The organism is Stenotrophomonas sp. Ste96 (genome assembly GCF_024519495.1).
Classification (GTDB): Bacteria; Pseudomonadota; Gammaproteobacteria; order Xanthomonadales; family Xanthomonadaceae; genus Stenotrophomonas; species Stenotrophomonas bentonitica_A.
This window is the reverse complement of the sequence record NZ_JALJRX010000005.1, coordinates 377,627-391,876: the sequence shown is the minus strand read 5'-3', so window position 1 is coordinate 391,876 and position 14,250 is coordinate 377,627. Positions and strand designations below refer to the sequence as shown.

The following is a 14,250-nucleotide window of genomic DNA, read 5'->3' as shown; positions in this document are numbered from 1 at the left end:
CTCCCCTGCGAATCCTTTGCCTCGATGTACGGTGAATTCAGTCTCTATGGTGTGTTCGTCCCGACCCTGCTCGGGCTGATGCTGCTTGCCTACCTGCTCAAGAGCGGGTTGCGCGTGGTCCTGCAGCGCACCGGCGCCTACCGCCACATCTGGCACCCCGCCCTGTTCAACCTGGCCCTGTACGTGATCGTGCTCGGCGGGTTGTTTTCCCTGATGCGTTGGATGCAATCGTGAACAAGATCCTCAAGCAGACATTCCCGGTCGTATTGACCGTCGTGGCCGTGGTGGCCGCCGTGCTGGTGCTGCGTCACCTGTGGGCGTACTACATGGACGAACCGTGGACGCGCGATGCGCACGTCAGCGCCGACGTGGTGCAGGTGGCGCCGGATGTGTCCGGGCTGGTGGAAGCGGTGAAGGTGGCCGACAACCAGCCGGTCAAGCGCGGTGAGGTGCTGTTCGTGGTCGACCGGGCGCGCTATGAGATCGCGCTGGAGCAGGCCCAGGCCGCCCTGGGCGAGCGCCGCGCCACGCTGGACCAGCTGCGCCGCGAGATCGCGCGTGACCGTAGCCTGCAGGATCTGGTCGCCGCCGAGGATGCCGAAGTGCGCCGCGCCAAGCTGCTCGCCGCGCAGGCCTCGATGGCGACCGCACAGGCCGCGGTGGATCTGGCCAAGCTCAACCTGGCGCGCACTGAAGTGCGCAGCCCCAGCGATGGCCACGTCAACGACCGCACCGTGCGTGCCGGTGACTATGTGACCGCCGGGCGCCCGGTGATGGCCGTGCTCGATACCGCCTCGTTCCGCGTGGATGGCTACTTCGAGGAAACCCGCCTGCAGGGCGTGCATGCCGGCCAGAAGGTCGACATCCGCCTGATGGGCGAGGCGCAGCCGCTGCAGGGCCACGTGCAGAGCATCGCCGCCGGCATCGAAGACCGTTACCGCAGCGAAGGCAGCAGCCTGCTGCCGAACGTGACCCCGGCCTTCGACTGGGTGCGGCTGGCCCAGCGCATCCCGGTGCGCATCCATATCGACCGCGTGCCGGCCGGGGTCAACCTGATCGCCGGGCGTACCGCCACCGTCACCATCCAGCCGGACACCGCGCCGGCCACGCCGGCACAACCGGCACGGACGGCACTGTGAACCGCCCGGCGCTGCACCGCATCGCGCTGGGGCTGGCGCTGACCACGCTGGCCGCGTGCCGCACCGTCGGCCCGGACTACGCGGTGCCGGCCGGCTCCGCGTTCCAGCGGCCGGAGGCCAATGCCGCCTTCCTCGACACCGGCAACCCGCAGGTCGCCGCTGGCGCCGCGCTGCCCGCACGCTGGTGGGAGCTGTACCAGGACGACACCCTCAACGCGCTGGTGCAGCAGGCGCTGCGCGACAACGTGGAACTCAAGGTGGCCGATGCCAACCTGCGTCGCGCTGCTGCCGTGTACGAGCAGGCGCTGGATGCCGGTGGGTTCGAATACGAGGCCGAGGCCGGGGTGAGCCGCGCGCAGCTGTCGGCCGAATCATTCCTGCTTGAACACGAACTGCCGCCGATCAACCTGGCCGACGGCAAGTTCGCGGTGTCCTATCAATTCGATCTGTTCGGCAAGCTCAAGCGCGCCTCCGAAGCCGCGCATGCCGACGAGCAGGCCACCGCCGCCGCGATGGACCTGGCGCGCGTGTCGCTGGTGGCGCAGGTGGCCGGCAGTTACGTCGACATCTGCCACGCCAACCACGAACTGCATGTGGCCGAGCACTCGCTGCAGCTGCAGCAGCGCAGCCGCGAGGTCACCCAGCGCTTGATCACCGCCGGCCGCGGCACCCCGCCGGAGCTGGCGCGTGCCAACGCCCAGGTGGCGATGCTGCAGGCCGCGTTGCCGCCGCTTCGCGCGCACCGGCAGGCCGCCGAATACCAGTTGGCCGCCCTGCTCGGCCGCACCCCGGGCCAGCTGCCCGACGGCGTGAGCGACTGCAGCCAGGCCCCGACCCTGGCCCAGGCGCTGCCGATCGGCGATGGCCGCGCGCTGCTGCAGCGCCGCCCGGACATCCGCCAGGCCGAGCGCAAGCTGGCTGCCGCCACCGCGCGGATCGGCGTGGCCACCGCCGAGCTCTACCCGGACATCCGCCTCGGCGCCTCGCTCGGTGCGGCCGGCCTGCTGGAAGACTTCGGCACGCCGCTGACCCAGCAGTGGTCGATCGGCCCGCTGATCTCCTGGACGCTGCCCTCCTCCGGCACGCATGCACGCATCCACGCCACCGAAGCCGGTGCCGATGCGGCGCTGGCCGAGTTCGACCACAGCGTGCTGCAGGCCCTGCGCGAAACCCAGACCGCGCTGAGCCGCTATGCCCAAGACCTGCAGCGCCTTCAGTTCCTGCAGCAGGCGCAGCAGCAGGCCGACCTGGCCGCCAGCCAGAACCGCCGCCTGTACCAGGGCGGGCGCACGCCCTACCTGGCCAGCCTGGACGCGGACCGCAGCCTGGCCAGCGCCGATGCGACGCTCGCCGATGCCCAGGCGCAGGTCTCGCGCGACCAGATCCAGTTGTTCCTGGTGCTCGGCGGGGGCTGGAATGCCGACGCCGTCGCCGCCGGCACGGCCGCGAGGTAAGCCATGCTGCTGCTGGACAGACAGGCCTGGTTGTTCTCGGTCAAGACCTTCCTGGCGGCGCTGGCCGCGCTGTACATCGGGCTGGCCGGCAATCTCTCGCGCCCGTACTGGGCGATGGCCACGGTCTACATCGTGACCCAACCGATGCTGGGCCCGACCCGCGCCAAGGGCGCCGACCGCATCCTCGGCACCCTCATCGCCGGTGCGGCCACGCTGTGGATGCTGCCGCACCTGGTGGAAACGCCGCTGCTGCTGAGCGCGGCGATGTCGCTGTGGCTGTCCACCTGCCTGTTCATCGCCCTGCTCAACCGAGGCCCGCGCGGCTACGCGTTCCTGCTGGCCGGTTACACCACCGCCTTCATCGGCTTCCCGGCGGTGACCTCGCCGGACACCATCTTCGACACCGTGGTGGCGCGCAGCGAGGAGATCATCCTCGGCACCGTGGTGGCGGTACTGTTCGCCTCGCTGTTCTTCCCCGCCTCGGTGCGGCCGATGCTGCGCGCGCGGATCGGCGGCTGGATGGGCGATGCCGCCGACTGGTGCCGGCAGATCCTCTCGCGCGGTCACGCGCATGGACCGCGCAACCGCCTGGCCGCCGATCTGGTCCAGTTCGAAGCGCTGATCGAGTTCATGCGTCGCGACGACCCCCGCCACGCCGGGGCGGCGGTCTCGATGGAGCGCCTGCGCGAACGCATGCTGCTGATGCTGCCGGTGCTGTCCTCGATCGCCGACCGGCTCGGTGCGCTGCGCGCGGGTGGCCGCGCGCTGCCACCGGGGCTGGAGCCGTTGATCGCCGATCTGGCGCAGTGGCTGGAGCAGCCCGGCCGCTCCAGTGCCAGCGCCTACGCCACGCTGCGCGCGCGCATCGTCGCGCTCAAGCCGGCGGTGGATGGCGAGCTGGATCATCTGCTGCTGGTGACCCTGCTGCTGCGCCTGGAAGAACTGGTCGACCTCTGGCAGGACTGCACCACCCTGCACGCTGCCATCGATGCCGGCACCGCGCCGAGCGATACCGCGCACTACCGCGTGCGCGCCCAGCGCGTGGACCATGTGCGCCATGTGGACTACGGGATGGCGCTGTTCTCCGCGGCCAGTGCCGGTGTCGCCCTGATGACCTACTGCGTGCTGTGGATCGGGCTGGGCTGGGAAGGCGGTGGCAACGGCGCGATGATGGCCGCGGTGGCCGCCGCGTTCTTCGCCGCGCAGGATGATCCCGCACCGAGCATGCTGTCCTTCCTGCTCTGGGCCATCGTGGCCAGCCTGGTGGCCGGCGTGTACCTGTTCGGGATCTTCCCTGCCGTGCACGACTTCGGCAGCCTGGCCCTGGTGCTGGCGGTGATCTTCCTGCCACTGGGCCTGCTGCTGCATCGGCCCAAGACCGCGTTGATTGGCTTGCCGCTGACGGTGAACCTGGTGGCGCTGCTGAACGTGCAGAACACCTACAGCGCCAACATCCAGAGCTTCATCAACTCCGCCGTGGCGATGTTCATCGGCATCGGCTTTGCGGTGGTGATGACCCGGCTGTTCCGCTCGGTGGGTGCCGAGTGGACCGCGCGCCGGCTGGTGCGCCAAGGCTGGACCACGCTGGCCGATGCGGCCGAGGGCCGCGGCCAGCAGGATCGCCAGCAGTTCGCCGCGCGCATGCTGGATCTGCTCGGCCTGCTCGCACCGCGCCTGGCAGCCACGCCGGAAGGCAGCGACATCGCCTCGGTGGACATGCTCACCGAGGCGCGCATCGGCCTGAACATCCTGCAGCTGCGCCGCTCCCGGCACGGCCTGCCGCCGGCCAGCGTGGCCGCGATCGAGGCCATCCTGGACGACATCGCCGCGTACTACCGCGCGCAGGCGGCCAAACGCCGCCCCCTGCCGGCACCGCCCGGGCTTCAGGCACGGCTGGAGGCCTCGCTCAAGCGCGTGCAGACCGTGGAGGCGGGCAAGGCCCGCGACGAGGCCCTGATGGGGTTGATCGGGCTGCGCTATGCGCTGTTCCCGGAGGCACCGGTCATCGAGGCCGCCGCCGACCCCGCCGCGGCAGCACCGGGCCTGCCGGCGCCGCGCTGAACCGGCCCCGGCGCGCGCCGGCCGGTCCGCGCCGATCAGGGCTATCCTGACGCATGCATTTGCGCATGGATCAAGGTGATTCCCGATGAGTTACGACCTGATGGTGTTCGACCCCGCCGTCGCCCCGCGCGAGGCCGAGGCCTTCCTGCAGTGGTACGACGCGCAGACCGAGTGGAACGAGACGCACGACTACGACGACCCGGCCGTGTCGGTGCCGGCGCTGCAGGCGTTCTTCGCCGCGCTCGCCGAGCATTACCCGCCGATGGACGGTCCGCTGTCCGATGAGGAAGACGACCGCCCGGAGGTGACCGACTACAGCATCGGCCAGCACGTGGTCTACGCCTCGTTCGATGACGAGGTGGCCGAGAACGCGCATGGCCTGGTGCAGGTGCTGGCCAACACCCACCAGCTGGGCTTCTTCGATGTCAGCGGTGACGGCGCCATCGTGTTCCCCGATGGCACCGTGGTGATTCCGGAGTAAGACCGGACACGGGGCTAGAACAACTGCCCCTGGGCCGGCGCCGCCACGACGGCGTCGGCCACTGTGCTCCCCTCGCGGCCCTGCAGGCGAGCAGCCAGACCTGACAGCCGGCTGGCGTGCCGCGCCAATGCGGCCTCCAGCACCTCCGCACTGCCCAGCACATGCAGCGCCTGCCGCGCGCGGGTCATGCCGGTATAGATCAGCTCGCGCGACAGCACGCGATTGTCGCGTCGCGGCAGCTGCAACCAGACCTCATCGAACTCCGAGCCCTGCGCCTTGTGCACGGTCATCGCGAACGCGCTTTCGTGCGCCGGCAATGCACCCGGGTGGAAGCCACGTGGTTGATCCGGCGTTTCGCCCGGGAACCACGCGGTCACGCTGCCGTGGCGATCGATCAGGCAGATGCCGATGTCGCCGTTGAACAGGCGGTGCCGGTAGCTGTTCTCGGTGATCAGCAGCAGCCGGCCGTGGAAGTAACCCGGCGCCATGCCCGGCCGCGGCACACCGGCCAGCAGCGCTTCGATGCGGGCGTTGAGCCCGCGCGCGCCCTGTGGGCCTTCGCGCACGGCGGTGAGCAGGCGGATGCGGCCGGCATTGGCCAGCGCAACGCCGGGATCGGCGGCTTCGCCGAGGCCGCGCCAATGCCCGAGCAGCTGCTCGCGGTGATGCTGCAGCGGATCGCTCTGGTCTTCATGGAAGTGCACACCGGCCAGCGTGCCCGTCCTCAGCAGTGCCAGCGCGGTGGCGCTGTTGCCGTCGCGCACGGCATGCGCCAGCGGCGCCAGATCGAGCGCGTCTGTCTGCCGATAGCCCCGCTGCAGCTGCACGCGCCGGCCGGCGAACCGGCGTGGCGGTGCCAGCGGTTGCAGGGCATCGGGGGCGAGCAGCACGCGCAGCGCCTGGGCATCGTCAGCCTGGGTACCCAGGCCATCGCCGCTGGCACGCAGGATCGCGCTGAGCACATCGCCGGCTTCCACCGAGGGCAGCTGGTCCGGATCGCCGAGCAGCACCAGCCGGGTGCCATCGGCGACCGCCTCGACCAGCTTGGTCATCAGCGGCAGGTCGATCATCGAGGCCTCGTCCACCACCACCACGTCGTACGGCAGCGGGTTGTCGGGGTGATGCCGGAAGCGTGGCGAATCCGGGATCACCCCGAGCAGCCGATGCAGGGTGGTGCCGGTGCTCGGCATCGCGTCGCACAGCGCCGGTGCGATGCCCACCAGGCGCAGCCGCTGCACGGCCAGGCGCAGGCTCTCGGCCATGCGCTCGGCCGCGCGGCCGGTGGGCGCGGCGAGCGCGACCCGTGGCAATGCCTGGTCGGCCTGCACCGCCTGTGCGGCAAGCAGCACCAGCAGCCGCGCGATGGTGGTGGTCTTGCCGGTGCCGGGGCCGCCGGTCACCAGCACCAGTGGATGGCGCAGCGCGACGGCCGCGGCGCGGGCCTGGTGATCGATCCCATCGTGGGCCTGCGGGAACAGCTGGCCGAACAGCGTGGCCAGGGTGCCGGGATCGGCGTCGGGCAGCGGATGCGTGGCGATGCGCTGCAGGCCCTCGGCAAGCCGACGTTCGTATTCGCGGTAGCGACGCAGATAGAGCAGGCCGTTCTCCAGCACCAGCGGTGCATCGCCAGCGACCACGTCCTCCGCGCCGGGTACCTCCACCCACGGCGACGCCTGCAGCTGCGCCAACCACGCCTCGGGTGCCGGCCAGTCGACATCGACCTCGATCAGGCGCTGCGGCTGGGTCGGATCCAGGCCGGCGTGTCCTTCCGAGACCGCCAGCGAGGCCAGTGCGGCACCGACCAGCACCGCGTCGGGCGTGTCAGGGCGCAGCCTGCGCAGGCTCTGCGCCAGGGCATGGTCCAGCGTGCGAAGCACGTTGCCACGGTAGAGCGTGGTGAGCAGGCTCATGCCTCCCCCCGTGCGCGCGCGGCCATGCGTGCCTGGGCGTGTTCGCCCCCGGCGAACAGGGCATCCAGCGCATCGACCAGGGCCGGATCGAAGCGATGCGCATACAGGCCCGGGCTGTCGTCGCGGCGGGCATCCAGGCCGCGGCAGAACAGATAGCGGATACCGCCCATGTCGCGCGCATAGTCGTACTGCGCGCCCAGCCGGAAGCGCAGCCAGCGGTGCAACGCGACGGTGTAGATCAGCGCCTGCAGGTCGTATTCGCTGTGCTGCATGGCGCTGGCCAGCCGGGCCGCGTCGTAGCCGGGCAGGCGATTGGATTTGTAGTCGAGCACGTACCAGCGGTCCGCACGCACGTAGGTGAGATCGATCTTGCCCGTCATCAGCCCCTCCAGCCGCCGGCGGGTGCCGAAGCCATGGCGGTCACGCACCAGCCCGTGCGCGTGCAGCAGGCTCAGCAGCGCTGGAACGGCGGTCGGCTGCATCGCGAAGTGGAACTCGATCTCGGCACGGCGTGCATCGGCCGGCAGGTCGTGCAGTGCGCCGCCTTCCGGCAGGGGCACGGTCAGGGTCTGGCCGACCAGCCCGGTCAGCATGGCCACGCCATCGTCCAGGTCTTCCTCGGCATAGCCTTCCGCGCGCAGCGAGGCGCGCAGGACCTCGGCTTCTTCGCCGGGTGCGGTCTCGCCGGCCTGCCAGCCGCCCCACTGGGCGAAGTCGGTGTTTTCCAGCGCATCGTGCAGCACGTTGCCGAAGCGGCTGCCCATGAAGCGCGGGTCGCTCTCTTCGCTGGCCACGGCCGGTTGTTCTGCTTCCAGGCTGAGGTCCACGCCGGCCGGCTCATCGGCTGCGGGTGACGGCACTTCGGTCGCGGCCGCATCGGTGTCGTGGCCCGCGTCGGCATGCGCCAGCTGGGTGAAGCTGTACACCCACCAGTCGTGCGGCACGCGGCGGGTCAGCGCGCGGACCGGTGGCAGTTCGCCGTCGCGCTCGAAGGCGAGCTGCGCCGGGCGGGGTTCCACCGGGCCCTCGATCACGGCGATGTCCGGATGCGCACGCAGCGCTTCCAGGTCCGACAGCATCGGTGCCAGGCGGGTCTTCGCCAGCCCGGCCAGATCACCGGCGGCGATCCACAGGGCGTGCTCGGCCCGGGTCAACCCGACGTAGAGCAGGCGCGCGTCTTCGGCGTCCTGTTCCTGGGTGCTGCGCGTGCTGGCCGCATTCCAGCTGTCGTCCTTGTCCAGTTTCCAGTGCAGCTCGCGGCGGCCGTTGGCGTACACCGTGCAGTTGGCCTCGGTGTTCGGTGCGCCCCCCCCGATGCCGACGAACGGCAGGAACACCAGCGGATACTCCAGCCCCTTGCTCTTGTGCAGGGTGATGATCTGCACGCGGCGCGCATCCGATTCCAGGCGCAGCAGCTGCTGTTCGTCGTTCTGGTCGGCATGCGCCATCTGCACCTGAAGCCAGTCGAGCAGGCCGTGCATGCCCAGCGTCTGCCCGGCCGCCTGCTGCAGCAGTTCACCCAGCTGCAGGTAGTTGGTCAGGCGGCGCTCGCCATCCAGCAGGCCCAGCAGGCGCTCGGCGTGTTCGGCGCAGAGATCGGCGATCACCGCGAACGGGCCGCCGCGCTGCCAGCGCTCACGCCATTCCAGCAGCCGCACCTGGAAGGAGCGCTGCGCATCGCCTTCGCGCTCCAGCGCATCAATCGCCTCGGCATCTTCGCCGAGCAGCACGGTCGACAGTGCGGCGCGCAGCCGCCCTTCGTCGGCCGGCTGCAGCAGCGCCAGCAGCAACAGGCGCAGGTCGTGCGCTTCGGGCGTGGCATACAGGCTCTGCTTGCCCGCAGCGACGGCGGGAATGCCTACCGCACCGAGCGCCTGCTGGATGCGCGTGGCCTCCTTGTGCGAGCGCACCAGCACCGCGATGTCGCCGGGTTGCACCGGCACGTCGCGCAGCAGCGCGCGCCCTTGCCGGGCTTCGCTGAGGATCTGGTGGATCGCGGCCACACAGGCATCACTGGCCTGCTGCCGCGAGGGATCGGCCTTGAGGTCGCCGCCCTCGGTGTTGTGCAGCACGCGCACGGTCAGGCCAGGTGCGGGGAGACCGTCGCGCAGGAAATCCGCATCCATCCGGGTGCTGCCGGGGTGCACCGGTTCGAAGGCGATGTCGGCTTCGAGGAAGGCGCGCTCACCGGCGTTGGCGTACAGCGCTTCGATCGCGTGCAGCACCGCCGGACGCGAGCGGAAATTGCGGTCCAGCGCGGGCGCGGCATCGGCCTGGCGCTTGGCCTTGAGATAGGTGTGGATATCGCCGCCGCGGAAGCCGTAGATCGCCTGCTTGGGGTCGCCGATCAGGAACAGCGCCGGTGCCAGGCCCGCGTCCCGGGTCTCCTCCGAGTCGCCAAACACACGCTGGAAAATGCCCCACTGGCGGTCATCGGTATCCTGGAACTCATCCACCAGCGCGATCGCATACTGCGCGCGCAGCTGCTGCACCAGGGTGGCGCGGTGCGGGCCTTCCAGGGCATCGGCAACGCCATCGATCAGGTCATCGTAGGTCTGCACGCGGCCGATCCGCTTGAGCTCGGCCAAGCGCGCACGCGCTTCGTCGCGCAGGTCATGCAGGAACGCGGTGGCCTGCTGGCGCAGCCATTGCTCGCGCGCATCGGCGGCATGCCACCAGGCCTGCAACGCATCGAACAGTGGCGAGGCCGGGCACTGGCCTTCCATGCCGTCCTTGCAGAAGGCCAGCAGCTGCACCGGCAGCAGTTTGCCCAGGTGGCTCTTGTCGCCACGCGGCCAGTGCTGCGCGCTGCGGCCGGCCAACAGCTCGCCGAAGGCCTTGTCGAAACTCGGCCGTTTGGCACGACGGCCGTCGAAGACCTTGCGGTCGAACGCCACGGCGATCTGCGCCTGGGCGTCTTCGACGTGCGTCTGGATCGCCTCGGCCAACGCAGCCGCGGTGAGCCGCAGTTGCGGGGCGGGATCGTCGAAGGTACGCGTGGGCCGCGCTGGCAGCAGCGGCAACGGCTTGATCAGCGTGGACAGATCGCCTGCCAGCGCCTCGGGCGAGGACCACAGCCAGGTCAGCGCATCGACCGTGGCCGGGTCGTTGGCATGCACGCGCCACAGGTCGGCGGCCAGTTCTTCGTGCAGCTCGCGTTCGCTTGGCAGCAGGGTCGGCGGATCGAAGGTATGCCCGCTCTCCATCGCATGTTCGCGCAGTACCCGGGTGCAGAAGCCGTGGATGGTGAAGATCGAGGCGAGGTCGATCTCGTCGGCGGCGGTCTGCAGCCGGCGCGCAAGCGCGGCGGGTGTCTCTTCACCGAGGGCGAGCTGGCGTTGCAGGATCACCCGGGTCAACGCGACATCGGGGCTGTCCTGTTCGCTGGGCGCGCGCTCCACCAGCTGCGCGGCCAGGGCCAGGCGCTCGCGGATTCGCTTGCGCAGTTCCTGGGTGGCGGCATCGGTGAAGGTGACGGCCAGGATCTGGCCGATGCGCCAGCCCTTCTCCACCACCAGCCGGGTGAACAGCGTGGCCAGGGTGAAGGTCTTGCCGGTGCCGGCGCTGGCCTCGATCAGGCGCACGCCGTCCAGCGGCAGCGCCAGGTAGGGATCGTTGAGAAGCTCGTGGTCGGTCATCGCAGGGCTCCTTCCTCGTCAAAGCCCGGGAACACCCGGCCTTCGCGCACCGCGGTGAACACCACGAAGCTGTTGTGCAGCAGTTGCCGGTAACTGTCGGCACTGGCGAAGGGGTCGTGGCCGCGCAGCGCGAGCTGGTAGCCGGCGCCGGTGGACTCGCCCCAGGTGCGGTCGCTGCCGTGCCACTTGGCGCGGCCCTCGGCCTCGCGCCTGGCCTCGGCGGCGGTGTACAGCACCCAGCCGGTGGACGGGCCGTACAGCAGTGGCGCACGCAGCCCTTCGCTGCGCAGCTGCAGCAGGCGACGCAGCACCTGCTGCGCGCGCTCGGCGCCCAGCGGCGGCAGCGTGTGCGGACCCAGGCCGTCATCGCCTGCCTCGTGGAACTGCACCAGCGGCAAGGCATCGCCGGCGGCATTGGCCAGCAGCCAGTCCAGGCCCTGGCGGATCGCGGCACGGCCGTTGAGCGGACCTGGGCGCAGGCGCACCAGCCCGTGCGGATGCACTCCGTCCACGCGGCCGTGCAGGCGAACCCCGTCGATATCCACCTCGTAGCGGCGGCTGTCGGCCGTGGTACCGGCCTGCCACTGGGCCAGCGCCTGCGCATAAGGCTCGGTCTGGGCCTTCAGCAGCGCGAACTGTCGTTCGCCCAGGGCGCCGGAGGGCAGCAGCGCCCGCGCACGCAGCCGTGGGTACAGCGGCGTGTCGTCCTGCCCGAGGGTGGCCTCGATCACGGCCTGCTGCAGCAGCACCGTGTCGCCACCGCGCGCGGCCATCACCAGCGGCTCGACGTCGTCGGCGTTGTCCACGTCATCGGGCAGGCGCAGGCCGAGCCGTTGCGAGAGGAACTGGCTGGCCGGATCGGTGAGGAAACGACGCAGCGCATCCACGCTCAGTTCCGGCTCGGCAGCGCTGCTCTCCATCGGCGGCAGCGGCGTGGCGAACCACGGCGCCAGCGCGCGACGTGCACCGCCGAGCGAGCCGGCAGCGGGGTGCCATTGGCGGCGGTAGCTGAAACGCCGCGGCTCCTCGCCCCCGCCGAACGCGGCCGGAGCGAACGGCTGCAGCGAATGGCGCACGGTCATCCTGCGCGCCGCCGCCGGGGGATCCAGGTGGTACTCGGCCGCCGCATCGATCAGCTCGCTGACCAGCACCGAGGGCTCGCGCACGCTGCCGTCGCGCGGGTCGGCGCCCAGGTAGCTCAGGTAGAACACGTCCTGCGCTGAGGCGAACAGCTGCAGGAACAGGAAGCGGTCGTCCTCGCGCAGCGAGCGGTCGCCATGCCGGCGCTTGTCGGTGCCCAGCTCGGCGGTGAGCTGATTGAGCCCGGCAGCCGGATCGCGGCGCGGGAAATCGCCATCGTTCAGGCCGAGCACGCAGATCACCCGGAACGGCAGCAGGCGCATCGGCACCATCCGGCCGAAGCTGACGCCACCGGTCAACAGCGGTGCACGCGTATCGGCCTGGGCGAGCACGCCGGCGAAATGGGCGCGCAGCACCTCCGGTGGCACGTCGCCCTCGAAGCCGGCGGTCTCCGCATCGCGGGCGAACTCGTTGATCAGTTTGCGCAGGCGCTCCAGCGCGCGCTGGCTGCTGGCCGCCTGCGGCGGTTCGGGCAGCAGCGCATCGAGCAGGGCCAGCAGGCGCTGCCGCCACTGCCCGGGCGACATGGCCTCACCGAGCGCGCGCTGGTAGCGCGCCAGCACGCGCAGCAGGCCGAGCAGGCGGTCCAGCGCGTCCAGCGCACTGCCTTCCAGCTCCGGCCATGGCGCGACCCCGGCGATATCGCCATCGCTGCCGCTGGCGTGACCCAGCAGCAGGCGATCCAGCGCGAACTGCCAGGTAAACGCATCGTCCACCGGGGCCTGATGCTGGCCGCGATGGGCCGCATCCAGCCCCCAGCGCGCGCCGGCGGCCTGCAGCCAGTCGTGCAGGCGGTCGAACGCCGCGGCATCGAGGCCGGCGGCGTCCGCCAACGGTGCACTGGCGAGCAGATCGAGCACTTCGTTCAATCCGAAGCGCGAGACCGGCAGCCCGAGCAGGTGCACGAACACATCGGCCAACGGCTCGCCGGCCAGCGGGCTGGTATCGGCCAGCGCATAGGGGATGTGGTCATCGCCGCCGCTGCGGCCGCCGAACACCGCTTCCAGGTATGGCACGTAGGGGTCGATGTCCGGTGCCAGCACCGCGATGTCGCGCGCCTGCAGCGGCGGATCGAAGCGCGGATCCTGCAGCAGGCCGCGCAGCTGGTCATGCAGCACCTGCAGTTCGCGCAGGCGGGTGTGGCAGGCATGCACCTGCAGGCTGGGGTCGTCGTAGCGCAGCCCCTCGCGCAGCTCACCCGCCGGCTGCCCGCGGCGGTGGAACAGATCGCGCTGCAGGCGGTGCAGCAGGCTGTCGGACAGCCCGCCGTCGGCCATGTCCGGGCGCGCATCCTCTTCCGGATCGTCGTACGCGGCGATCTCACCGGAGGGGTGCACGACCTCGTAGCTGCCCAGCACCGCCATGAAATCGCGACCCGCCGCGCCCCAGGCCTGCAGCAGGCGGTTCTCGCCCGCCGCCTCCCCGAACGGATCGGGCGCGCCGCTGCGAAGCTTCTCACCCAGCGTTTGCAGATCGCCCCAATAGGCCTGGGTCGGCGTGGGTAGATAGAAGTGCATCGTGCCGACCCGCGCCTGGGTGGCCAGCACCCGCAGCACGTCCGGGGAGATGTTGAGGGTGGCGAAGGCGAACACGCGTGTCGGCAGGCCCTGCGGCAACGGCTGCCCGGCACCCTCGAAGCGGGCCAGGTAGGCATCGATGCGGCGCGCACGGTACTGCTCGCCGCCGGCGATGCGCCGCCACAGGATCGCCTGCGGGTCGTTCGGCGCTGCGCCCGCGTCCCAGCGCAGCAGCCAATCGCGACGCCACGCCTGGTACTTCTCGAACACCGAGGCCAGTTCGGCCGCCAGCGCCCATGGCTTGAGCGGATCGGCCGCGGACAGATACGCCTGCAGCGCCGCCATCGGCGGCTGCGCCATCAACACCGGGTCGCGCAGGGCGGCATACAACCGCCAGCGCAGCCCCTCGGCATTGAGATCGTCATGTTCCCCGGGCACGTTGGCATTGAGGGCGCGGGCGACCAGCTCACCCGGCGTGAGGAACGCGAGGTTGGCGGCAATGCCATACTCGGCCGCCAGGGTCGATTGCAGCCAGCGGCGCATCGCCACCTGCGGGATCAGCACCACCTCCGGCACCAGGATGGATTGACCCGGCACCGGCGTGCGCAGTGTCGTGGCCAGCAGGGCGGCCAGCACATCGAGCGAGTTGGAGTGGTACAGGCGAAAGTCTGAAGCAGCGTCGGTCATCGCAGGAGTGTGCCGTAGCCGACGCACGAACGCAGCGCTGCGGGCGGTGTGGACGGGGAAAAGGCGCGGGCCACCACCGGCCCGACACGCTGTGTTGCAGGTGACGGCATGCCCGCCGCGGCACTGCCCTCACCCGCCCGTGCGACAATACTGCACGGTCCAGTTCGGTTATGTTCAGCCGTTCACCACGATCTTACAACGTTGGAATTTTGTTAATGGCGCC

General features: G+C 70.6%; 8 protein-coding genes. 5 read left to right on the top strand and 3 right to left on the bottom strand.

All coding sequences use genetic code 11. From position 1 onward, the window contains the following. The first annotated feature begins 24 nt into the window (after positions 1-24). The 5 genes from OC373_RS14880 (at position 25) to OC373_RS14860 (ending at position 5,135) form a co-directional block, all read left to right on the top strand. Positions 25-234: a DUF1656 domain-containing protein gene (locus OC373_RS14880; protein WP_261997940.1), complete on the top strand. Its 210-nt coding sequence runs from the start codon at positions 25-27 to the stop codon at positions 232-234. Next, positions 231-1,139: an HlyD family secretion protein gene (locus OC373_RS14875; RefSeq protein WP_261997939.1), complete on the top strand. Its 909-nt coding sequence runs from the start codon at positions 231-233 to the stop codon at positions 1,137-1,139. Before OC373_RS14880 ends, OC373_RS14875 begins: the two co-directional genes overlap by 4 nt. Then, the gene (locus tag OC373_RS14870) at positions 1,136-2,593 is read left to right on the top strand and encodes an efflux transporter outer membrane subunit (RefSeq protein ID WP_261997938.1); all 1,458 of its coding nucleotides are present in this window, start codon (positions 1,136-1,138) and stop codon (positions 2,591-2,593) included. The genes OC373_RS14875 and OC373_RS14870 overlap by 4 nt, the downstream gene beginning before the upstream one ends. A gap of 3 nt (positions 2,594-2,596) precedes the next feature. Further along, the gene (locus OC373_RS14865; protein WP_261997937.1) at positions 2,597-4,654 is read left to right on the top strand and encodes an FUSC family protein; all 2,058 of its coding nucleotides are present in this window, start codon (positions 2,597-2,599) and stop codon (positions 4,652-4,654) included. An 85-nt stretch (positions 4,655-4,739) separates the two neighbouring features. Continuing rightward, on the top strand, positions 4,740-5,135 hold the full coding sequence (locus OC373_RS14860) for a hypothetical protein (RefSeq protein WP_019183988.1): 396 nt from the start codon (positions 4,740-4,742) through the stop codon (positions 5,133-5,135). 14 nt (positions 5,136-5,149) lie between these two features. Here OC373_RS14860 and recD read toward each other — a convergent pair whose 3' ends face one another. Genes recD through recC form a run of 3 tightly spaced genes read right to left on the bottom strand, consistent with a single transcriptional unit; the run spans position 5,150 to position 14,027 of the window. Further along, positions 5,150-7,045: an exodeoxyribonuclease V subunit alpha gene (gene recD, locus OC373_RS14855; RefSeq protein WP_261997936.1), complete on the bottom strand. Its 1,896-nt coding sequence runs from the start codon at positions 7,043-7,045 to the stop codon at positions 5,150-5,152. Further along, positions 7,042-10,683 (bottom strand): exodeoxyribonuclease V subunit beta, encoded by a 3,642-nt coding sequence (recB, locus tag OC373_RS14850; RefSeq protein WP_261997935.1) that lies wholly within the window; start codon positions 10,681-10,683, stop codon positions 7,042-7,044. Before recB ends, recD begins: the two co-directional genes overlap by 4 nt. Next, positions 10,680-14,027 (bottom strand): exodeoxyribonuclease V subunit gamma, encoded by a 3,348-nt coding sequence (gene recC / locus OC373_RS14845; RefSeq protein ID WP_261997934.1) that lies wholly within the window; start codon positions 14,025-14,027, stop codon positions 10,680-10,682. The genes recB and recC overlap by 4 nt, the downstream gene beginning before the upstream one ends. Positions 14,028-14,250 lie beyond the last annotated feature (223 nt).